18 protein-coding genes are annotated in these 21,534 nt (G+C 60.7%); 11 read left to right on the top strand and 7 right to left on the bottom strand.

Annotated features, from left to right (window positions below; all coding sequences use genetic code 11):
* A complete protein-coding gene (locus U5L73_RS10580) occupies positions 1-1,767 on the top strand; it encodes an FAD-dependent oxidoreductase (RefSeq protein ID WP_322562316.1) in 1,767 nt (588 codons plus the stop codon).
* A gap of 17 nt (positions 1,768-1,784) precedes the next feature.
* Here the strand turns inward: U5L73_RS10580 and U5L73_RS10575 are convergent, their stop codons facing one another.
* From U5L73_RS10575 to U5L73_RS10545, 7 genes are all read right to left on the bottom strand, one after another.
* Positions 1,785-2,531, bottom strand: coding sequence for a hypothetical protein (locus U5L73_RS10575; protein ID WP_322562315.1), 747 nt, complete (start codon positions 2,529-2,531; stop codon positions 1,785-1,787).
* Between the two features lie 24 nt (positions 2,532-2,555).
* On the bottom strand, positions 2,556-3,524 hold the full coding sequence (locus U5L73_RS10570) for an ABC transporter permease (RefSeq protein WP_322562314.1): 969 nt from the start codon (positions 3,522-3,524) through the stop codon (positions 2,556-2,558).
* Positions 3,517-4,632: an ABC transporter permease gene (locus tag U5L73_RS10565; RefSeq protein WP_322562313.1), complete on the bottom strand. Its 1,116-nt coding sequence runs from the start codon at positions 4,630-4,632 to the stop codon at positions 3,517-3,519. The genes U5L73_RS10570 and U5L73_RS10565 overlap by 8 nt, the downstream gene beginning before the upstream one ends.
* Positions 4,629-6,131, bottom strand: a complete 1,503-nt coding sequence (locus U5L73_RS10560; protein ID WP_322562312.1) for an ABC transporter ATP-binding protein — start codon at positions 6,129-6,131, stop codon at positions 4,629-4,631. Before U5L73_RS10560 ends, U5L73_RS10565 begins: the two co-directional genes overlap by 4 nt.
* Positions 6,132-6,280: 149 nt before the next feature.
* Complete coding sequence (locus tag U5L73_RS10555) at positions 6,281-7,264, bottom strand: BMP family lipoprotein (RefSeq protein ID WP_313876111.1); 984 nt, start codon at positions 7,262-7,264, stop codon at positions 6,281-6,283.
* A gap of 223 nt (positions 7,265-7,487) precedes the next feature.
* A complete protein-coding gene (locus tag U5L73_RS10550; protein ID WP_322563496.1) occupies positions 7,488-8,405 on the bottom strand; it encodes a pseudouridine-5'-phosphate glycosidase in 918 nt (305 codons plus the stop codon).
* 2 nt (positions 8,406-8,407) lie between these two features.
* Positions 8,408-9,349 (bottom strand): PfkB family carbohydrate kinase, encoded by a 942-nt coding sequence (locus U5L73_RS10545; protein ID WP_322562311.1) that lies wholly within the window; start codon positions 9,347-9,349, stop codon positions 8,408-8,410.
* Between the two features lie 82 nt (positions 9,350-9,431).
* Here U5L73_RS10545 and U5L73_RS10540 point away from each other — a divergent pair, with 82 nt between their 5' ends.
* From U5L73_RS10540 to U5L73_RS10495, 10 genes are all read left to right on the top strand, one after another.
* Complete coding sequence (locus tag U5L73_RS10540) at positions 9,432-10,364, top strand: ribokinase (RefSeq protein ID WP_322562310.1); 933 nt, start codon at positions 9,432-9,434, stop codon at positions 10,362-10,364.
* A gap of 35 nt (positions 10,365-10,399) precedes the next feature.
* A complete protein-coding gene (locus tag U5L73_RS10535) occupies positions 10,400-11,398 on the top strand; it encodes a nucleoside hydrolase (protein WP_322562309.1) in 999 nt (332 codons plus the stop codon).
* A 37-nt stretch (positions 11,399-11,435) separates the two neighbouring features.
* Complete coding sequence (locus U5L73_RS10530; RefSeq protein WP_322562308.1) at positions 11,436-12,281, top strand: 2OG-Fe(II) oxygenase family protein; 846 nt, start codon at positions 11,436-11,438, stop codon at positions 12,279-12,281.
* 642 nt (positions 12,282-12,923) lie between these two features.
* Positions 12,924-15,059: a hypothetical protein gene (locus U5L73_RS10525; protein WP_322562307.1), complete on the top strand. Its 2,136-nt coding sequence runs from the start codon at positions 12,924-12,926 to the stop codon at positions 15,057-15,059.
* Between the two features lie 234 nt (positions 15,060-15,293).
* A complete protein-coding gene (locus tag U5L73_RS10520; protein ID WP_322562306.1) occupies positions 15,294-16,085 on the top strand; it encodes a sulfite exporter TauE/SafE family protein in 792 nt (263 codons plus the stop codon).
* Between the two features lie 19 nt (positions 16,086-16,104).
* A complete protein-coding gene (locus U5L73_RS10515) occupies positions 16,105-17,922 on the top strand; it encodes a nitrite/sulfite reductase (protein ID WP_322562305.1) in 1,818 nt (605 codons plus the stop codon).
* A 30-nt stretch (positions 17,923-17,952) separates the two neighbouring features.
* Positions 17,953-18,366 carry a DUF934 domain-containing protein gene (locus U5L73_RS10510; protein ID WP_322562304.1) on the top strand — a complete coding sequence of 138 codons (414 nt, stop codon included), beginning with the start codon at positions 17,953-17,955 and terminating at the stop codon, positions 18,364-18,366.
* On the top strand, positions 18,363-19,175 hold the full coding sequence (locus U5L73_RS10505; RefSeq protein ID WP_416221301.1) for a phosphoadenylyl-sulfate reductase: 813 nt from the start codon (positions 18,363-18,365) through the stop codon (positions 19,173-19,175). The genes U5L73_RS10510 and U5L73_RS10505 overlap by 4 nt, the downstream gene beginning before the upstream one ends.
* Positions 19,172-20,104 (top strand): sulfate adenylyltransferase subunit CysD, encoded by a 933-nt coding sequence (gene cysD, locus U5L73_RS10500; protein ID WP_322562303.1) that lies wholly within the window; start codon positions 19,172-19,174, stop codon positions 20,102-20,104. Before U5L73_RS10505 ends, cysD begins: the two co-directional genes overlap by 4 nt.
* A complete protein-coding gene (locus tag U5L73_RS10495; protein WP_322562302.1) occupies positions 20,104-21,477 on the top strand; it encodes a sulfate adenylyltransferase subunit 1 in 1,374 nt (457 codons plus the stop codon). Before cysD ends, U5L73_RS10495 begins: the two co-directional genes overlap by 1 nt.
* Positions 21,478-21,534 lie beyond the last annotated feature (57 nt).

The following is a 21,534-nucleotide window of genomic DNA, read 5'->3' as shown; positions in this document are numbered from 1 at the left end:
GTGCCTGACTCCAACGCCTGCGCGGCACACTCCGCCCAAAGCGGCTTGCCCGGTGCCTGGGCGCACCGCGCGGCGTGGACTATTCTGGATACCGACTTTCAGCAAGCCCGTCGATTTATAGCCACCTGGCGTGCATGGCGCGCCGACCCGGCGCGCCCGGTCATGCTGCATTACGTGGGGCACATCTCGCCCGACGGACTTGCTCTGCTGCAGAGTGAACTTGCTGCGACCCCGTCCGATGCGGATGAATTGCTCCCATCTCTATTGCAAGAACTGCAAGACCGCGACGCTGGTATCCACCGCATCTTGCTCGATGGGGGCCAGGTGTCGCTGACCCTGTGCGTTGGCGACAGCCACACTTTCCTGGGGGATCACAAGCTCTTTGCCAACACCGTCTGGTTTTCGGCCAGCGCACACTTGTGGAGCAAATGGACGGCCAAAGCCTTGTCTCGCCTGTGCGCCCGTGGTGCAACGCTGGAGGCGCAGCTTCCCCCGGATGCACCCGCAGAATGGCTGCTGGAAGCTGGGTTTGTGCGCTGCAGCCCCGTTTCAGCGACGGGCACGCTCAACGCCACTTTCGACCCGCCTTGGCCCTTGGGCAACAAAGAGCCCCCCGTGGCGGCGGAGCTACTTGCAAAGTCACCCTCATGCTGCGTGATCGGCGCGGGCATATCAGGTGCCAGTGTGGCTTACGCCCTCGCCCGCCGCGGCTGGCAAGTCACCGTGCTGGAGGCAGCGCCACAAGCCGCTGCCGGGGCGTCCGGCTTGCCGGTCGGCTTGGTAGTGCCCCACGTGTCGGCCGATGACAGCCCACGCTCACGGCTCTCGCGGGTCGGTGCCAGGTTAATGCTGCAACACTGCAAAGATCTACTGCAAGGCGGCGAAGCGTGGGCACTGAGCGGTGTGCTGGAGCACCGTTTTTCAGAGGGCCCGGACCGTCTGCACCATGCGGCTGCGTGGGTCAAGCCGGCGGCCTTGGTAAAAGCCTGGCTGCAGCACCCCAACATTACCGTGCACCACGCAAAACCAGTAGCCCAACTGCAGCGTAACGGTGACCTTTGGTCTCTTTGGGGCCAAAACGGCAGCCCGCTGGCAGAAGCGAAGGTGGTGGTCTTGGCCACTGCATTTGCCACTCGCGCGCTGCTGGAGACAGACGCCATGCAAGTGCACCGTGCCCCCTCGCTGCACTTGACGCTAGGCGACCTGCAAGCCGTCCACGGCACCGCCAGCATGGGCCTGATGCCCCAGCACATCGAGTCGCCCACCTGGCGTCATCCGCATAACGGCCATGGTTGTTTTATCCCTTCGGTGTCGGGGCCGGCTGGCACCTTCTGGCTAGCGGGCTCCAGCTTTGAGCCCAACAGCACACCAACCCCGGAGAGCCTTGCGCAACACCGTTTAGCCCCGCTGGCAGAACAACACCGCGCGAATCTGGAGCGCCTGCAAACCCTGTTGCCTGAAGCTGCCGAAGCCACGGCCCCCCTGTTTCAGGGCGGCCGAGTAAACGCATGGTCCGGAACCCGCTGCGTCACCCACGATCGGCTGCCTTTGGCCGGACCGGTCGAAACAAGCGGTCTTAACGGACTGTGGATGCATGTGGGAATGGGCGCACGCGGCTTGACGTTTTCAGCACTGGGCGCAGAAATGATCGCCGCACGCATCTGCCATGAGCCTTGGCCGGTGGAGAGTGCACTGGCCAAATCGATGGACTCGCAACGCCTGCGCAAGCGACGTGCCGTCCGAGAGGCAGAGAGTGACAGCACCTGAGCGCCGCCCGGGGCCACTCAGACTTTTTGGAAGGCGCTAAACACCTGCTGGGGGTTGAATGGCAACTCCAGGACATCAGAGTAACCCATGGTCTCCGCCTGCCGGATGGCTCTCCAATCCGGCGATGCCATCACCGCCATCAGCTTGGCCGGGTGGGAGGCCAAGCCCCCCATGTGCTTGGCAAATTCCCAGGGGTCCGGTTTTCGAGCATCTACAAACACCAGGGCGAGACCATAGTGGCGGGACTGCAAGCGCTGGTCACAAGCCTCCAAGGTTTGCGCCTCGTCCGCGACCAGCACACCTGCCAGAGCCAAGCGTGCCCTCAGGTAGTAGGTCTCGACAGGCGGTATACCGGCCAGCAGCGCACACCGGATTCCCGGCGGTGGCGGTGGCGGGGATGGGGCGGCAGAGGTGTCCGTAAAAATGTCAATGTCCACCTCTTGGGAGCTGGCAAACAGTGCATCCAGTGACTGCACCAGCCCACCCCAATCCACAGGCCGTTGCAGGCTGCGCCAAGCGCCCGTGGGTGCCGACTCCCCCACCGCAATGATTTTGAGGTGCGGGTTGAAGCCGGGTGACACCAGGTCCAGACCGGCCTCATAGCTATCCACATCAATCAGGGCCACGTTGGGCGAAGTTCCGTCCAGCGGGGTCCAGAGCACATATTTCGGCCCATCGGTGCGGGAGATCCGGAACAGCGTGTTCAGCGTATGCCGCTCGGCATCGCTGAACCCCACTACTTTGACCCACACAGTGATTGCCATGGTGACTTGCAAGCGACGTTACGCTTACCGCTCCTTGGAATAGGGCCGACCCAGTGCCTGCGGAGCCACTGCCTTGCCGATAAAGCCGGCCAGCAAAACCACCGTCAAGACATAAGGCAGCGCCTGAATGAATTGCACGGGCACCTCGCCGAATCCGCTGATTTGGACTCCTTGCAAACGGATGGCCGCTGCATCCAGAAATCCGAACAACAAACAAGCCCAGAATGCGCCCACCGGATGCCAGCGGCCAAAAATCAGCGCAGCCAGGGCCATAAAGCCACGCCCCGCGGTCATGTTAGCAGAAAAGTTCGCGCTTTGCGCCAGTACCAGATAGGCACCCGCCAGTCCGCACAGCACCCCGTTGATGGTCAAGGCGGCATAACGCAGGCGGCTCACCGAAACACCCGCGGCATCCACCATTTGAGGGTTCTCGCCCACTGCCCGCAAACGGAGTCCGAAACGGGTGCGGAACAGCACCCACCAGCACGCGGGCACCAGTGCCAGCGCCAGGTAGACCATGGCGTTGTGGCTCAACAGCCCCTCGCCCACGATCCGGCCCACTAGCGGGATGCCATTGAGTGCTTCGGGCAGCCCAGGGAACAGCACTTGGATACGGACGTCGCTGCCCACAGGCGGCGTCTGTCCACCCTGGGAGAACCAGGCAATACCGAGCACGACCGTCATGCCGGCTGCGATGATGTTGATCGCCACCCCAGACACCACTTGGTCCCCTTTATGGCTGACACAGGCCAAGCCATGCATCCAAGACAAGGCCACCGCTACCAGCACGCCCAAGCCCAGCGCCAAAGCGGTGGACTGGTAAGCCGCCCCTGCTGCGCCGGCCGCAAAGGCGGCAAACAACATCTTGCCTTCCAAGCCGATGTCCACCACGCCAGAGCGCTCAGAAAACATGCCCGCAAGCGCGCACAGAATAAGCGGCGTGGACACACGCAGCGTCGAGGCCAACATGGCTGCGATCAAAGTGTCATCCATGTTGCACCCCCGACTTCATCAACTTTGACAAAACCCACGCCAGCATTGGCGCAATCACATAGACCATTGCCCCGGAGAACAACACAATAAACCCCTGCAACATCACCACCATTTCACGGCTGAAGCCTGACACCTCAAATGCCACCTCAGCACCACCCTGAAACAGGGCGCCAAACAACACACTGGCAAAGATGATGCCCACCGGGTGATTGCGCCCCATCAAGGCCACCGCAATGCCGGTAAAGCCGGCACCACTCACAAACTCCAGCAGCAATTTGCCATTGACGCCGGCGATTTCGTTCATGCCGACCATGCCGGCCAGAGCGCCGGAAATCGCCATCGCAATCACGATCTGGTGCCGCACGTTGATGCCCGCATACTCCGCCGCACTTTGGCTGGAGCCCACCGCCCGCAGGCGATAGCCCGCACGGGTACGCCACAAAAACAGGTACACCCCGGCTGAGGCGAGCAAAGCTAGGACTAGGCTCATATTGAGGGGTGATGCATCCCACTCAACGCCAATTGCCGCCAGCGCTTCATGCATACCCGGCAACTTGGCAGAGGCTGCAAATGCGGCACTCTCGACCGACATTGAGCCGGCTGGGCGCAGGTGGTTCACCAACAAGTAGACCAACAGGCTGCTGGCAATGAAGTTGAACATGATGGTGGTGATCACCACATGGCTGCCGCGGTACGCCTGCAAATACGCAGGCACCGCAGCCCAGGCTGCCCCGAACAGGGCACCACTGAGCACCATCAGGGGCAGCATCACCCAAGCAGGCAAGGCATGAGACAACCACAAGGCCATCAAACCGGTACCCAAGCCGCCCAGAATGGCCTGCCCTTCACCACCGATGTTGAAAAGCCCGCCGTGAAAGGCCACTGCCACTGCAAGCCCGGTAAAGATGAAGGTGGTGGCGTAGTAAAGCGTGTAGCTGATACCGCGCTGGCTACCAAAGGCACCTTGCACCAGTACCGAAATGACTTCTACAGGGTCCTGCCCCACCATAGCCACCACACCGGCAGCAGCAAGCAAGGCCACCAAAAGGCAGACCGCAGGCAACAGAACCAAGTCTGCCCAACGCGGCAATGCATAGTTTGCGTTCATTGCGACCCTCCGGTCATCAGCAAGCCGATGCCCGCCTCTGTGCAATCCTCAATGGCCAGTTCTCCGCTGACCCGTCCTTGATTCATCACGATCACCCGATCCGACAGCGCCAAAATCTCGTCCAATTCGCTGGATACCACCAGCACTGCACACCCTGCATCGCGCATCGCGCGCAGCTGAGAGTAAATAAATTCAATCGCGCCGATATCGACCCCACGCGTCGGCTGCCCCACCAGCAGCACTTTTGGTGACTGCCCCAGCTCCCGTGCCAGCACGAGTTTTTGCTGGTTGCCGCCGGAAAACTTGCTGCTCTTGAGCTCAGGGTCGCGCGGGCGCACATCAAAGCGCTCCATCAAACCGGCAGTGGCCTCTCGCATGGCAGCGTGCGACATCCAGCCGCCGCTTGAGTAAGCGGGCAAGCCGTCATAGCCGAGCACAGCAGACTCCCAGGCGACAAAGTCCATCACCATAGCGCGTGCGTGGCGGTCTTCCGGTACATGAGCAACCCCTAGTTCCCGCGCGGTTTGTGGATCCAGCCAACGAGCTGCGCTGAACGTTTGTCCACCGGTTGCCAAACTGCCTGCGTCGGGGACCAGCAGCCCAGACAGCACATCCAACAACTCGCTTTGACCATTTCCGGAGACACCTGCAACACCCACAATTTCACCGGCCCGCAAGTCGAGGTTGAGTCCATGCAGACGAATGACTTGCAGTGCATCTTTCACCACCACATCACGCACCGAAAGCAACACATCGCCTACCGGGCGCGCATCAGCCTCCAGCCGACCCATTTGCACTTTGCGGCCGACCATGGCCTCAGCCAGGCTTTCTACAGAAGCCTGCGCAATCGGCATTTCTTGCACCACCTTGCCGCCACGCATCACGGTGACGGAGTCACACAAGCCCATGACTTCTTTGAGCTTGTGGGTGATCAACAGAATCGTGGTGCCCTGCCCGCGCAGCACCCGCAGCACCTTGAACAAGTGTTCGGTCTCTTGCGGGGTCAGGACGGCGGTCGGCTCGTCCAGAATCAAAATCTTGGCGCCACGGTACAAGGCTTTGAGGATTTCCAGGCGTTGGCGGTCGCCTACCGGCAGATCGGCGACTACCGCATCCAGCTTCACCTGCAGGCCAGTCGCCTGCATCAAGGTCTCGAGCTTGCCGCGCACAGTCGCATCGGCCTTGTGCAACAACCAATGGGGCTCGGCACCCAACATGACGTTTTCAAGCGCAGTCAGGGTATCGACCAGCATAAAGTGCTGGTGCACCATACCGATGCCTTGTGCAATCGCATCATCCGCATTGCGGATCGTCACCGGCTTGCCCAGAACCGAAATTTGGCCACTGTCCGCTTGGTAGAAGCCGTACAGAATGGACATCAAGGTGCTTTTACCCGCACCGTTCTCGCCCACGATGCCATGCACCGTGCCACTGTTCACCCGCAAGTTCACGTCGGCATTGGCGGCTACCGCCCCAAACCGTTTGTTGATGCCTTGCATGTGAATCGCCGGGGGCGTTGTGCTCTCTACACTCAAATCCTGCTCCTCTTTGGGCTCTTGCCCTGAAGCGAAAAGCCCACGGTACGTGCAAGCACCGCGGGCTTTACAACCAGGAAAGAAAACCTCCGCACGCGGAGGTCCCTTTCAGATTACAACTTGCAGGCGTTGTCAGCCATGAAGTCAGCAACTTTGATCTTGCCGCTGATGATGTCGGCCTTAGCAGCTTCCACCTTCTTTTTGATTTCAGGGGTGATCAGCTTGGCGTTGTTGGCATCAACCGCGTAGTCCACGCCGCCTTCTTTCAGACCCAACACGGTCATGCCAGCCTTGTGGCCCTTGGCCACGTTGTACACCGCAGTGTCCACGCGCTTGAGCATGGAGGTAAGCATAGTGCCGGGATGCAAGTGGTTCTGGTTGCTGTCCACACCGATGGCCAGCTTGCTGCTGTCTTTGGCTGCTTGATACACACCGATACCGGTGCCGCCAGCTGCTGCAAACACCACATCCACGCCTTGCGAGAACTGTGCCTTGGCCAATTCACCGCCGCGCGCAGGGTCGTTCCAAGCAGCGCCGGTCGTGCCGGTCATGTTGCCGATAACTTCTGCCTTGGGGTTGGCGAACAAAGCGCCTTGCTTGTAGCCGCACTCAAACTTGCGGATCAAGGGGATGTCCATCCCGCCGACAAAGCCGACCTTGCCGGTCTTGCTAGCCATGGCTGCAATCGTGCCGACCAAGAAGCTGCCTTCCTGCTCTTTAAACACCACGGACTGCACGTTAGGCAGGTCTACCACCATGTCGATGATGGCGAATTGCAGCTTAGGGAATTCCTTGGCCACTTTTTCAATGCTGGAGGCTTGGCCGAAACCGATACCGATGATCGGGCTGGCACCGCGCTCAGCCATACGGCGGATCGCTTGCTCGCGCTGAGATTCGTTGGTGATTTCGAACGACAAGTACTTCTTGCCGGTCTCTTTTTTCCACTTTTCGATGCCGTTGTAAGCCGCTTCGTTGAAGGACTTGTCAAACTTGCCGCCCATATCGAACACCACCGCTGGGTCAGCAGCGATAGCCTGGAAACTGGCGGCCAGGGTAGCGGCCAACAGCGTCATGCGCACAGGAGATTTAACGTTCATAGCTTCTCTCAGTTCTCATTCAAGTTAAAAAAACGGTCTATTCAACACACCAATGGCACGGATGCCACTTCAATCACACATTTGCCGCCCGTAGCAGACAACGCCACACTGTAGTTCAAGAATCACAGCGCGCTCCAGTGTCCGCATCAGGGCTTCTCCGTATATAACTGGGTCGTTATATACCTCTTACGCAACTCCGCAGGCCGACAGATGCATCACAAGCCTAGCGCAGCGACTGCAACGATTGTCCGATGGCACTGGCCAGTCGTGCATTGTTCAGCACCAGCTGGATATTGGATGCCAAACTATCGCCCCCGGTGATTTCGCACACTCTCGCCAACAAAAACGGAGTGGATTCTTTCCCACCAATTTTCTGGGCTTGGGCTTCCGCCAATGCCTGTTCAATCGCAGCGTCTATCGCATCGCTGGCCATTGCGAATTCAGCAGGAATCGGATTCGCAATAACCATGCCACCGCTCAAGCCCATCGCCCATTTGGCATGCAACACCTGGGCGATTGCCAATGGTGTGTCCAGGCGGTAATCCACCGAGAAAGCGCTGTCGCGGGTAAAAAATGCGGGTAGAGCCTTGGTCTGGTAGCCCACGACAGGCACACCGTGCGTTTCAAGGTACTCGAGGGTCAAGCGCAAGTCGAGGATGGACTTGGCCCCCGCGCACACCACAGCAACCGGGGTCTGTGCCAGCTCTTGCAAATCTGCGGACACATCAAAACTCTCCTGCGCCCCCCGGTGGACGCCACCGATACCACCTGTCGCAAACACGCGGATCCCGGCCATCGCGGCGATGATCATGGTCGATGCCACGGTGGTGGCGCCTGTCGCACCCGCCGCCACAATAAACGGCACATCACGGCGACTGACCTTCACAACGTCGCGGCCGGAGCGGCCGAGTTGCTCGATGTCCGCCTCCGGAAGACCCGCCTTCAGGCGCCCGTTGACGATAGCAATCGTGGCTGGCACCGCGCCATGGGCCCGGACCTCTGCCTCGACCATCAAGGCAGTTTGCACATTCTGCGGATACGGCATACCGTGGGAAATGATGGTGGACTCCAAGGCCACCACGGGCACGCCGTTTTGCAAAGCGTGTTGCACCTCGGGTGCGATATCGAGATAAGGATTCAGGGTCATGCGTTCTTGCTCATATGGTGCCGGACGGCGGCATCGGTCAAATCCGGCGAGTTGGCGAATGTACTTGAAAGCGTGATCTCTGCGCAGGCAGCGCCGTACTCCACCGCATCTTTCAGCACTTTACCCGCCAGCAGGGCAGCCACTGCCCCTGCCAACAAGGCATCGCCCGCCCCTGTACTGCTCACTACCTGCACCTTGCGAGACTGCCTGAAACAGGGCTCTGACCCCATTTGCCCCCAAGCAAGGCCCGCTGCTCCGTGGCTCACGATCACTCGCTCAACACCGCCATCCAGGAAGTGCTGCACAACGGCCAGGCATTGCTCGGGTGAGTCAACGGGCAAACCGCTGAGCGCACTGGCCTCGAGGTGGTTCAGTTTGAGCAGATACACGCCCGCCAAGAGCCCCACCAGTCGGCGGCACTTAGCCACCGACACGCCATCGACCACTACCTTGCGCTTCAGGCCCAACAGGTAGGCCAGCGTTGGTTGCGCCAGATTGCAGTCCACTAGCAGCAGAGCATGGGCATCTGACAAGGCGGGAGAAGCCGCACACACCTCAGGCGTGAGCAATTCAAGAATATCCATGTCATTCACGGCCATCGCCACCTCGCCATCGGGCTGATGCAAGGACAAATAGGTTGCAGTGCGTTGACCGGTAATCGTCAACACAGCGTCCACGCCCACGCCGGTTGCGGCGGTGCTGGTCAGTACTTGGGGGCCAAATACATCATCGCCCACCACGGACAACAACTGCACACTCGCACCGAGTCGAGCCAGGTTCTCGGCCAAGTTGCGGCCGACTCCGCCGGGCGAATACTGGATGCTCCCGGGCGTGGAATCCCCCGCGGTCACTGCGCTATGCGCTTTGGCGCTCACGTCCATATTGGAGCCACCTACCACGGTGACCGAGAGAAAAGCAGCGGACGGATCAGGGGTCATTAAGGTCTATATCGAAGGGCTTATCTGGCGCCTGCAAATTCAGCGTCAAAATAAGCGGCTTCGCAAACTGAGAGTGCTAACGATGATACTTGTGGCTGGCTCTGCCAATTTGGACTTTGTAGTCCGCGCCCCTCACATTCCGGCCCCCGGAGAGACGGTGCTCGGCCGCGACTTCAAGACCTTTCCCGGTGGCAAAGGCGCCAATCAGGCCGTGGCCTCCGCCAAGGCGGGCGGTGAGCCAACCCACATGCTCTTGGGCTTGGGGAATGATGCGTTTGCAGCACCTTTAGAGAGTTCGCTCCAATCATCAGGTGTCACGCTGCACACCGTGCGCACCCCCGACCATCCCACCGGCACCGCGTTCATTTGCGTATCCGACGATGCTGAAAACGCCATCACGGTAGCCCCCGGCGCAAATGCAGAGTTGCGGCCGCACCACCTGCCTCCACTGCATGGGTTTACCCACCTCTTGCTCCAATTGGAAACCCCCTTGGACACCGTCACCGCCTATGCGCAGGCGGCTCGTGCCCAAGGCATACAAGTGGTGCTGAATGCAGCGCCCGCCCAACCATTGCCCGCCGAACTGCTGGCAGCCATTGATGTGCTGGTGGTCAACGAAGGCGAACTTGCCGTGGTGTCCGGCCACCAAGGCACCATCGCAGCGTGCCTAGAGCGGCTCACGGTGCCCACCGTGGTGGTCACCTTGGGCCACCGTGGCAGCTGTGCGCGCCATCAGGGCGACTTTGTGCTGCAAAGCGCATTCCCAATCACGCCAGTCGATACCACCGGCGCGGGCGACACCTTCTGTGGCAGCCTTGTGGCTGCCTTGAGCCAGGGGCAAACATTGAAATCGGCTTTGCGGTTCGCCAGTGCCTCCAGCGCCTTGGCCTGCACACGCTGGGGCGCCCAGTCCAGCATCCCGGACACCGCCGAGGTCCAAGCCCTGCTCGACGCATCATCCACTACTGATGCCGCCAGCGAAAGCGCATTGCGCAGTTTTTGCGGCTTGAGCTAGCCCTTCCCTACCGACATTTAACCGAGACATACCCCATGAACAACGCCACTACCGCCAGCACCGCCCGCAAAGTCATCTATGACACCGACCCCGGTGTCGATGACGCGATGGCCCTTTATTACGCATTGGCCCATCCCGGCATCGATGTCGTGGGCATCACCACCACTTTCGGCAATGTGACCGTGGAGCAAGCAGCCACCAACGGCCTGTACCTGACCGAGATTGCCGGCAGAAAGATTCCGGTGACCCTAGGCGTCAAAACCCCTTGGCTCAAAGCGCCCGGCACACCGCCAGACTTCATCCACGGTGGCGATGGCCTGGGTAACCTGCCCTCCCGCGTGGCAACCACCAGCGTGTTGGACCCCCGCCCCTCCGCGCAATTCATTGTGGACATGGCCCGCGCCCACCCCGGCGAAATCACATTGGTCGCTGTCGGCCCCTTGGGCAACCTCGCCACTGCGCTCAAGTTGGAGCCCAAGCTGCCCCAGTTGCTGCAAGAAGTCATCATCATGGGCGGCACCATCGTGGAGCCCGGCAACGTGTCCCCAGTGGCGGAAGCCAATATTTGGAACGACCCGCACTCCGCCGACTTTGTGTTCACCGCCGGCTGGAAGCTCACCATGGTGGGCCTGGACGTGACCCACCAACTGATCGTGCCTTTGGCCCTGTTCAAAAAGGTGGCAGAACATCACAAGCACGTCGCTACCGACACCCTGCATCACGCAGTGAGCTTCTATGCGGACTTTTACAGCGGCATCTACCCGCATGTGGCCAAGATCCATGGCTGCTTCGGGCACGACGTGCTGGCTTTTGCGGCGCTCACTAACCCCGAGCTGTTTGAAATCCAGACCGGCCGCATCCGGGTGGCAACAGAAGGCCCCGCCAATGGCCAGACCATGATGCGCCGCAAGGACATCTTCTATCCCCAGCCAGGTTGGGGCGATGAGGTGCCCGACACCCACGCCTGCTTGCAACTCAAGGCCGATGAGGCCCTGCAGCTCATCGAATCCACCCTGATGTCCAACTGGCTGTAAGGCCAGCTTTACCGACCCGTTTGCGCGAGAGACCGTCATGCACCTGCCCGTCGTTGACTTCACCAGCCCAACCGCTCCCCAAGAGTTTTGCAAAAGCCTGCACGAGACGGGTTTTGGGGTGCTCAAGAACCACCCTCTGAGCCAGGAGCTGGTGGAAAGCACTTATGCCGAATGGCTGGGTTTTTTTAAAACCGAGGCCAAGGCGAAGTACCCCAATGATCCGGTCAAGCATGACGGCTACTTCTCGCCCAGCGTGTCAGAAACGGCCAAGAACTTCACCAAGAAGGATTTGAAAGAGTTCTTCCACATCTACCCCTGGGGCCGCTACCCCGCCGAGGTGAGCGACGCCGCCCAGCGCTACTACGCAGAAGGCGCCAGCCTTGCCGCCACGCTGCTGAACTGGGTGGAAGCCAACTCGCCGGCAGAGGTGAAGGCGCGCTACTCCATGCCCCTGCCCGCCATGATTGAGGGCAGCGACCACACCCTGCTGCGCGTGCTGCACTACCCGCCCCTGCGTGGTGACGAAGAGCCCGGCGCCGTGCGCGCTGCGGCGCATGGCGACATCAACCTGCTGACCATCCTGCCCGCAGCTACCGAACCCGGCCTGCAGGTCTTGGGCAAGGACGAAGCGTGGCACGACGTTCCCTGTGACTTTGGCCTGCTGATCGTCAACATCGGCGACATGTTGGCCGAAGCCTCCGGCGGCTATTACCCCAGCACCGTGCACCGGGTGCTCAACCCCACCGGCGAAGGCGCCACCAAGTCCCGCATCTCGCTGCCACTGTTTTTGCACCCCCGCCGCGAAGTGGTGCTCTCTGAGCGCTACACCGTGGAAAAGTACTTTGATGAGCGCATGGAAGAACTGCGAGGCAAGAAGTACTGAGATAACCCGCGCCACTGGCTTGCATGCATTTTTGTAGTAAAAAGGCTGCTAGCGCCCTACGGATGGGCACCAGCAGCTTCTTTTTTTGTAGCAGATTAGGCAAGCAGTTGTGTTCTGCGTGGGCAGCGTAAAGGCGGCATTGGGCCAGCTGAAGCCATTGAGGGGTGTCCGGCTTAGCGCAGTGGATTTCGCAGCCACCCTTTGCGGTGATCGCAACGTCACAGGATTGCCGGCACGAACAGAGTGTGATTTACACAGCACAATGGCACGTGTAATAAAGCGTCTGGACATAATCACCCAGTGCGACACACTACCCTACGGGCGAATAGCCGAGTTGGTCGCCCAACAGAATCGGGAGCTACATCGTTGCCGGCAAATAATGACCATCGCCATCGATCACCAAAGGTAGGTAGGTCCGAGTCCCTGACTCTAGAGGTTGCGTGCATCATATCCATACATGAGCGAGGGTTTGCGTTCGCAAAGCTTCTGACGGGCGCTGGGGCCAGCGAAATTTTTCTAAACGAGGCTCGGGTTGCCGCCCTATTGGCGGAGTGTCCAAGCCTTATTGGCGCAGTCGTTGCCGTTCAACCGATCAACAAGTTGGACGGCCGGGTTTCTGCGTTGCAAGCCTGGCCGGTCGAGATGGGTGATAGCTACACAGCCTCACGGCTTTGGGAGCGCGTGGCAGATCATCGAAAAATCGATCCAAGCGTTCTGGTTTCAGCGCATGCACTGCTGCCCGAGTTGCCGGCACTGCTGCCTCTGACATTAGTCCTACTTGATGCGGGTTGCTCCGAACCCCTAGTACAGACCCTTGTAGGGCGTCTACCTGAGCACGCTTGGACTGCCATTGGAAGCGACCTGGGTCTGCCGCTCGAATATGCGAGCCCTGGCGTCAAGAAGAAGGTGATCTCGAAATTGATCAAGCACGAATCGCTCCGTGCCTACGATCTGCTGCAGTCTAGCCGCGTACGTGTGGGGATCACACTGACTGAGTCGCAGATCGAAAAGCTGTGGTCCGTCGGAGAGCTCAGTGTGCACCCAGTTGGCTCATGGCTCGTTGCCTGGAGCAAAGAGGCGCCCTCGGATGCCATGTTGGCGTGGGCATCCAGAGACTACGAACACCATGCGTCCAGACGGAAAACGGCTTGGTCGGTGATCCAAAATACCATGTCGAGACCAAACGCTGCATGGCCACTAGCTTGGGACACTTGGGGTGCGCTCACGAACGCACCGTCCACAGTCGCATGGTCGCTCGGCGGGTTACGACACGGCAACTGGCTGGCGGCGATGACGAAACTGCACTCGGTCGTCAACCGCACTACCAAGATGATTGTGTTCAGTGCGGATCTTATGCTGGCCTCTCTTGATGCAGATGACAAAGCTTTGGCTGGCAAATGGAGCGCGAATGTGAGAACGGACAAACCTGAGATCGAGCGTCGGCTTCGCGCGCAAATGCTAACGGCGCGTGCGGCAGAGAAGTGCGCGCTCAGCTATTTTGCGGGGTTTGGCCAGTCTGTCCGTGACATCGCCATCTCCCAGCTTGAGGACGGTGCGACAGACTGGCAGCTGATGGATCAGCAACTGAGCGGGCAGCACGGCATTGACGTGAAGAACTGCCGACACACTCCGAACGGAGGCCTTCGGTCTGGCAAGTGGAAGGTCAAGGCCTTGAAATCAGATGCAGCCGGAAATCCTGTCACCTTGCTAGGCGTCAGCAGCCCCTTCACCGCTTTCGACGGCTACGGTATTCTGACTGCAAGAATGGACTGGAACTCCGCAGCTGCACTTTCCCATCTACTGCCCGAAACAGGCCCAGACCCCATGGTTGTGCTAGGTGTGACGAACGCAGTGGAGATGCACAAGCTCATGGCGCGCTTCAAGGATGTGGCTGACATCGACATGCCCGCGCCGCGCCGCCTCACCGAGATGCCTGCCTGGTCGTGGGACTATCCGAACCTGCACTATCGTGAGCGCAATGAAGTCTTAGCGGCGGCACGGCTCGAATGGGAGCAGAGCGGTTCGCCCTTGATGCAGCGCTTGCTCGCCTTTGCGCCGCCGGTTCTGGTCAGTCTTCTCGACCTTGACCTCCCGGCTGCGACGTTGGCGGAGTTGGAATTGCAGCAGCAAGCCTACCTGGAGTGGATTCGACTTCAATGGCGCGCGGAGAGGACTAGGTCAAACGGTGTGTCACTGGTTCCCAGGCTGCCTTGGCTATATCTCTTCACACTACACGCTTGGCTTCGGTGGCGGCAGACGGGACAACTCTCTGTTGCAGCGCGCATCGCTCCCTTGTTCCGAGCCGTCGACGATCCAGATGCATCGATACCGACAGTAATAGCCCCCTCGCTAGCCTCAAGCGTCGGTGTTCTAGACCCAGCCCGCACTTTAGAGGCCTTGCTGAGCGTGCTTGCACTGTTAGATTCGAACGTGCCGAACGATGTGTTCGCCGGCATGACGCGATTCACGCTACATCCCAACGGTGTTTTCCGCTGCCGTTTTCCTGACGGGATGATGCGCACGCTCGTCGCGCATTGCGGAGGGCGTCAGCAAAATTTCGCAGAATGTCGCCACTGGCCATTGGTCTATGGCAAGGAAACTAGTTGCAAGTGCGGTCGCCTGATCTGCCCAAAGTGCGAATCATGCACAACTGAAGGCATGACTTGTGAGCATGAACAGAAGAAAAAATATGAACTACACAGCGAAAACGATGCTGCCGACGAACTCGCGCGACCACACATTGACTTCAGGGCGTGGCTAGGCGCGCGCCCAAGTTGACAGCTATCGGCAAAGGCGTCCTCGTTAGCAGAATTTCGACTGTCCATCGTACCCGCCCCTTAAGCCTGACTTGAGTGTTCGCTTTCGGGCCGTGAATCCGTTTTGCCGGAAGCCCGCTTTGGATCGAAAGCTAACGCAGACCCCTTCCCCACTTTGCCCCATATAACCAACCCTCATACCCCCATAGCTAAAAAGTAGTTTTCAATCTAAGGCGGTCCGCCTACATTCGCCCCCATGCAAGATTTGGCGTTTGTACTGGCGGGCTTTTTTGTGGGCTCCATCGTGGGGCTCACGGGTGTGGGGGGCGGCTCGCTGATGACGCCCATCCTGATCTTCTTTTTCGGGGTCAAGCCCTATATGGCGGTTGGCACTGACCTGCTATTTGCCGCCTTCACCAAGATGGGGGGCACAGTCAAACTGGCGCGTTCCCGCCACATCGACTGGCCGGTGGTGCTGAACCTGTCCGCAGGCAGCATCCCCGCCGCGCTCATCACCCTATATGTGTTGCACCAGCTGGGCGCTACTAGCACCACCGTGCAGCACATCATGACCACCACCCTGGGCTTTGCGCTCCTGCTCACGGCGGCGGCCACCTTGTACAAGGCCATTCGTGGCAAATCCGGCCCCACAAACATTGCCGCAGGCCATGAAGCCGCTGCCACGCGCCCCCGCCATTGGAGCCTGCCGCTGTTGTTTGGGGCGCTCATAGGCACGCTGGTTACACTCACCTCCGTTGGCGCTGGGGCGATCGGCGTTACGGTGTTGATGCTGCTTTACCCCCTGCTGCCCCTCCCGCGCATTGTGGCGGCGGACATTGCGTATGCAGTGCCCCTGACGCTGGTGGCGGGCATGGGCCACGCGTCGCTCGGCTCGGTGGACTGGCCCATGTTGGCCAAGCTGCTGGCAGGCTCGTTGCCCGGCATTTGGCTGGGCTCGCACCTGATGTTCAAAACCCCGGAGCGGGTGATCCGCTCCCTGCTGTCCCTGCTGCTGGCCTATGCCGGCTTGAAACTCATCGCTCTCTGATCTTTGCTGCACCACGTCTATGTACCAATACACCGAATTTGACCGCCAGTTCATCCGCGCCCGAGCGGCCCAGCACCGCGACCAACTGGAGCGCAACCTAGCCGGCACCTTGAGTGACGAAGAGTTCCGCCCCCTGCGCCTGCAAAACGGCTGGTACATCCAGCGCTACGCGCCCATGCTGCGCGTAGCAGTGCCTTATGGCGAGCTGTCCAGCGCCCAGTTGCGCGTGCTGGCCCGCATTGCCCGCGAGTACGACCACCCCAGCAAAGAGGTGTTCGACAAGGCCATTGGCACCCAAGCCACCTGGGGCACCACCCACCTGCCGGTGGGTTACGGCCACTTCACGACCCGCCAGAACGTGCAGTTCAACTGGATTCCCCTGGACAAGAGCGCCGACGTGATGGACCTGCTGGCCACCGTGAACATGCACGGCATCCAGACCAGCGGCAACTGCATCCGCAACATCACCAGCGACGAGCTGGCCGGTGTGGCGGTGGATGAGATTGCCGACCCCCGCCCCTTTGCCGAAATCATGCGCCAGTGGAGCACGCTGCACCCCGAGTTCGCATTCCTGCCCCGCAAGTTCAAGATCGCCATCACCGGCGCTACCGAAGACCGCGCCGCCGTGCGTTGGCACGACGTGGGCCTGCACTTGATCAAAAACAACGCCGGCGAGTTGGGCTTCCGCGTGTTTGTGGGCGGCGGCATGGGCCGCACTCCGGTGATCAGCACCGAGATCCGCGCCTTCCTGCCTTGGAACCAGATCATGAATTACCTGGAGGCGGTGGTGCGCGTGTACAACCGCTGGGGCCGCCGCGACAACCTGTACAAGGCCCGCATCAAGATTCTGGTGAAGGCCGAAGGCCAGCGCTACATCGACGAGGTGGAAGCCGAGTACGAGCAAATCATCACCCGCGACGGCGCGCCGCACACCATCAGCCAAGCCGAGCTGGACCGCGTTACTGCATGTTTTGTGCCCCCAGCGCTCGCCGAACGTGCGCCAGCAGCTATCAAAACAGTAGCAATTCCCGCGGAGCGCCAGAAGGACTACGACCGCTGGTTGCAGCAAAACGTGGCCCCGCACAAGAACCCTGCGCTGCGCGCCGTCACCCTCTCATACAAGCGCCTCGGCCAGGCCCCCGGCGATGCGGATGCCGACCAGCTCGACACTGCTGCTGCTTTGGCCGATGAGTTCAGCGCGGGCGAAACCCGCGTCACGCATGACCAAAACTTGCTGCTGCCTTGGGTGCGCGCAGAGGACTTGCCTGCCCTGTGGGTGGCCGCCAGCCACGCCGGCCTGGCCCGCAGCAATGTGCGCCTGCTGACCGACATGATTGCCTGCCCCGGCGGCGACTTCTGCGCATTGGCCAATGCCCGCTCCATCCCGATTGCCGCCCAGATCACCGAGCGCTACCAGGACATGGACGAGCTGCACGACCTGGGCGAGATCGACCTGCACATCAGCGGCTGCATCAACTCCTGCGGCCACCACCACAGCGGCCACATCGGTATTTTGGGCGTGGACAAGGACGGCAAGGAGTGGTACCAGGTGTCCTTGGGCGGTTCTGACGGTTCTGCCCTGAGCGGCGATGCCGTACCCGGCAAGGTCGTAGGCCCCTCTTTTGGCGCTTTGGAGGTGCCGGGCGTGATTGAGGCGGTGCTTGACACCTTCCGCCAGCATCGCGCGGGCAGCGAAACCTTCATCGACTGTTTCAAGCGGGTGGGCATGGAGCCGTTCAAGGCGGCAGCCAACGCTGCACGCTTGGCCGACAAGCACGAAGAACTGCACGCCTTGCCCAAGCAAGACGGCTACGCCAAAGACGCCCAGGAAGCCTGAAGCCCCGGACGCTGAAAGAAAGAAAACACTATGAAATTGATAGCTGCTTCCGCACATTCCACGGGCGCTGAGGGCCAAAACGTCATTGAACTGGCCAATACCGAAGACCCCCGCACCTTGGACCTTGCGGGTGTCACCCGCATCGACCTGAACTTCCCCAAGTTCACCGATGGCCGTGCCTACAGCCAAGCCTTTTTGCTGCGCCGCCGCCTTGGCTTCACTGGCGAACTGCGCGCCACCGGCGACGTGCTGATCGACCAGCTGGTGCAAATGGAACGCACCGGTTTTGACGTAGCCGTGCTGCGCGCCGACCAGAACATCGACTTTGCACAGCGCCAATTCGACCGCTATCGCGGCTTCTACCAAGGTGATGCGGTCACGGTGAAGCCGCACTTCGCCCGCGAGGGCGATTCCATTGCAGCCCGCGAAGGCGAAGCCGCATGAGCACGGAAACCTCCAGCCTAGGTAACCGTTTTGCGGTGCAAGTGCAGCCTGCCGGCAGCGCCATGGCCCGCAACGCGGAGGCCAGCGGCGAATACATCATCAAGCTGGCCGAAGCCCAAGGCGTGCTCGCACAAGCAGCAGCCCAATACGCGGGCACCGACGGTGGCGTGGCGACTGTGACCCAAGCCTCCAGCTTGGGCGCAGAAGACGTCGTTATCAGCCACCTGATCAACAGCTTGAAGCTAGACACCGGCATCTTTGTGCTGGAAACCGGTGCCCTCCACAAAGAAACCCTGGACTTGCTGGAGCGCTTCCAGGCGTCCAGCCGCGCGGCCGTCACGGTGTTCCAACCGGTGAATGAATCCGTGGTGCAGTTTGTGGACCGCGAAGGCAAAGACGCGATGTACAAGAGCATCGCCTTGCGCAAAGCCTGCTGCGGCATCCGCAAGATGGAACCGCTGGAGCGCGCCCTCAAGGGCAAAGACGCCTGGATCACCGGCCTGCGCCGCGAGCAGTCGGGCGCCCGCGCCGATGTGCCGCTGGTGGACAGCTCAGAGAAGCGCGTGAAGATCAACCCCTTGGCCAACTGGACCTGGGGCGATGTGTGGCACTACATCCAAGCCAACAAGCTGGATTACAACCCCCTCCACGACCAGTTTTTCCCCAGCATCGGCTGCGAGCCTTGCACCCGCGCCATCAGCCTGGGTGAAGACTTCCGCTCCGGCCGCTGGTGGTGGGAAGCCAACCTCGAAGGTGGAGCCGCCAAGGAATGCGGCCTGCATGTGAAACACGAAGAAGCCAAAGCATGAACGCCATGACTGAACCCACCCATTTCGACCGCCTCTCCAACCAGCACTTGGATGCGCTGGAAGAAGAGACCATTTTCATCTTGCGCGAGGTGGCGGCCGCCTTTGAGCGCCCCGCCCTGCTGTTCTCGGGCGGCAAGGACTCGCTGGTCATGCTCAAGTGCGCCGAGAAGGCATTTGGCGTGGGCCGCATCCCCTACCCGCTGCTGATGATCGATACCGGCCACAACTTCCATGAAGTGACCGACTTCCGCGACTTCCGCGCCAAGGAACTGGGCGCCGAGCTCATCGTGCGCAGCGTGGAAGACTCCATGGCCCGAGGCACCGTGCGCCTGGCCCACCCTGGCGAGAGCCGCAATGTGCACCAGTCCGTCACGCTGCTGGAAGCCATCGACGAATTCCGCTTTGACGCACTGATTGGCGGTGCTCGTCGCGACGAAGAAAAAGCCCGCGCCAAGGAGCGCATCTTTTCGCACCGCGACAGCTTCGGCCAATGGCAGCCCAAGGCCCAGCGCCCCGAGCTGTGGACCCTGTTCAACACCCGCCTGCAACCCGGCGAACACTTCCGCGTGTTCCCCATCAGCAACTGGACCGAGCTGGACGTGTGGCAGTACATTGAGCGAGAAAAAATTGCGCTGCCTTCGCTGTATTACACGCACAAGCGTGATGTGGTGGAGCGCAAGGGTCTGCTGGTGCCGGTGACGGACCTGACGCCTGCCAAAGAAGGCGAAACGATTGAGAGCCGCGACGTGCGTTTCCGCACCGTGGGCGACATCACCTGCACCTGCCCGGTAGAGAGCCTGGCCGCCACCGCTGCCGACATCGTGATCGAGACGCTGGCCGCCGACGTGAGCGAACGCGGCGCCACCCGCATGGACGACAAGACTTCTGAGGCTTCCATGGAGAAGCGCAAAAAGGACGGATACTTCTGATGACCGCTACGAATACGATAGCTTCACTCGCAACATCGACGCGGGCTAGCAGCCAAAATGACACTTCATCCGCCTTGCGCTTCATCACCTGCGGCAGCGTGGACGATGGCAAGAGCACCCTGATCGGACGCCTGTTGGTGGACAGCAAAGCGGTGCTGCAAGACCAGCTGGCCAACGTTTCCAAAAGCGGCGAGGCCGATCTGGCCTTGTTCACCGACGGTTTGAGCGCTGAGCGCGAACAAGGCATCACCATCGATGTGGCCTACCGCTATTTCGCCACGCCCACCCGCAAGTTCATCATTGGCGATGCGCCCGGCCACGAGCAGTACACCCGCAACATGGTCACCGCCGCCAGCAGCGCCCACGCCGCCGTGGTGCTGGTGGATGCCACCAAGCTCAAGTGGAATGTGGACGGCCTGGTGGACCTGCTGCCGCAGACCCGGCGCCACAGCCTGCTGGTCAATTTGCTGCGCGTACCCGGCATCATCTTTGCCGTGAACAAGCTCGACGCTTTGGGCGATGACGCCACCGCCGCGTTTGCCAAAATCAGCGAAGCGCTGCAAGCCTTTGCCCAACAAGCCGGCATTGCCGTGACGGCCACCGTCCCCATGTCCGCCCTCAAGGGCCACAACGTGGTGGAAGCCACGCCCGGCTGGTGCGGCTACCAAGGCCCTAGCCTGTTGGCACTGCTGGAGACACTGCCTGTCACCGCCGCCGAGACCAATGTGCCCTTCTCCTTCCCGGTGCAATGGGTTGAAAAATTCCACAACTCTGCCGACACCACCCAAGGCCGCCGCGTGTTCTGGGGCCGTGTAGCTACTGGCACCGTGCAGGTGGGCGACACCATCAGCATCCATCCCAGCGGCCAGACTGCCGTGGTGGCCCAGGTGGTGAACCACGCCCGCGTCCCCGGCAGCATCACTGCCGGCCATGGCGCAGGCATCACGCTGGACCGTGAAGTCGATGTGTCCCGTGGCGACTGGCTGTTGGCGCAAGTCACGCCCGACGCAGATCCCGACGACGAGTTTGCCGACACGCCCAAGCCCCGGGCTTTTGCCGAAGCCACTCGCGAAATCAAGGCGACCGTCGCCTGGATGGACGATGAGCCCTTGGTTGCAGGCCGCGTGTACCTTGCGCTGCATGGCCACCGCTGGATCAAGGCCAAGGTCAAGCGCATCGTGCACAGCGTGGACATCAACACCCTGCAAGAGCAAGACGCGACCGAGATTGCGCCCAATGCCATCGGCCATATCGAGCTGGCGTTGCAAGAAGCCATTACCGCCGTTCCGTACGCGCAAAGTCGCGTGTTGGGCTCGCTGATTCTGGTGGACACCGCCACCCACAAGACCTCGGGCGCCCTGCTGCTGAGTTGATACAACGCAAAGGAGATGCCCCCGTGACAAGGGGCGTCTGCAAAACCCAATAAAATC

It is taken from the genome of Rhodoferax sp., assembly GCF_034520025.1.
Taxonomy (GTDB): Bacteria; Pseudomonadota; Gammaproteobacteria; order Burkholderiales; family Burkholderiaceae_C; genus Allorhodoferax.
This window is presented reverse-complemented; position numbering and strand designations above follow the sequence as displayed.